The organism is Thiolapillus sp. (assembly GCF_048562965.1).
Classification (GTDB): domain Bacteria; phylum Pseudomonadota; class Gammaproteobacteria; order Chromatiales; family Chromatiaceae; genus Thiolapillus; species Thiolapillus brandeum_A.
On sequence record NZ_JBHNMF010000896.1, the window covers coordinates 1 to 1,165 of the forward strand.

The 1,165-nt window shown below is 46.0% G+C and carries 1 protein-coding gene; it reads right to left on the reverse strand.

Annotation, left to right across the window (positions count from 1 at the left end):
* Positions 1-141: 141 nt before the first annotated feature.
* Positions 142-1,071 (reverse strand): hypothetical protein, encoded by a 930-nt coding sequence (locus ACOCD2_RS20995; RefSeq protein ID WP_293702022.1) that lies wholly within the window; start codon positions 1,069-1,071, stop codon positions 142-144.
* Positions 1,072-1,165: the final 94 nt, after the last annotated feature.

The following is a 1,165-nucleotide window of genomic DNA, read 5'->3' on the forward strand; positions in this document are numbered from 1 at the left end:
AATATACATAAATACCTGAGCCTGTATTCTCGCGCCTGTCTACCAATAGATACGGCAAATGTTTTTTATATTTTGGTGCCTCTTTTTCAATAATATGTTCGATTACTGCTCTTTCGAATTCATTAATTTCGTGGGAGTTTATCATGGAATATCCCTCCTTGAAGCGGAACCAATTTGGAACCTCCCATTTACAACACGACCTCCAACCAGATCGACTTCGACGCCGTTAACATTAACTCGCGTTTGAGTATTGATGCCATTCTTGATGTTTAGCTTTCCACTCATAAGAGCTTGCTGAGCTGCATCATCCAAAGCTCGATATGCTTTTTCTTGATTGCCGCCAAACTTATCCAGCAGTTGACCTAGCCTGTGCTTTTCTTGCCCAAATACATGATTTAGTTTATTGGGATCAATTTTTCCTAAACCCCTTGCAGCAAACTTAGCCCCCTTCAACCAGCCGCCACCTAATGTCCCGGCTACTCCCCAAGCAACACCTTCCCAATCTCCATCGATCCCTGCAATGATAGTATCGTATGCAGAAATTGCGTTATCCACGATCGGAGTGTAGCCCGCAATATCTTTAATGGTCTCGGCATCCACATTTACGTTCGGGGGAGAGTAGTTACCTGCCAAACGTTGCGACCAGAAGTTGTAAAGATAACCAAAAGAGCCACTCAATGCCCCATTTGCGAAGATGGGTACACTTGACGTGCATCGTCGTACCGATGACCATTTTTTCTTGATGCAACAGACAGTTACATACGGTTTTTCCTTGATGCATTCCTGTTCTGGAGATTTTTTCTCTTGAAGCGGTTTTGGCTCTATTGTTGTCGGCTTGGTGCTTTGCTGCTGGACATACGCCGCGATCTGGCACAGCCAGGCCAGTCGCCACAGATAAAGAAGCTGTGGCGCATTGAGCTGGATGAGGGTTTTCGTCTGGCTGTCCATGCCAGGTATTTTACGCGATGACGGCCAGATCACGAAGATTCCTGTTTTTGGCTGCGTTTCTTTGAGCCTAGAGTTTAGAGTAAGCAACATTGTTCCACCGTAACTACTCACCCCTATCAGCATAGAGCTGTCCCGAAAAGGCCATTTGAATGGCGACCAGCGGATTGTATCCCTGATTTGCCATGGTCTGCAGGTAACTGGAGATGCGGCAATAGGC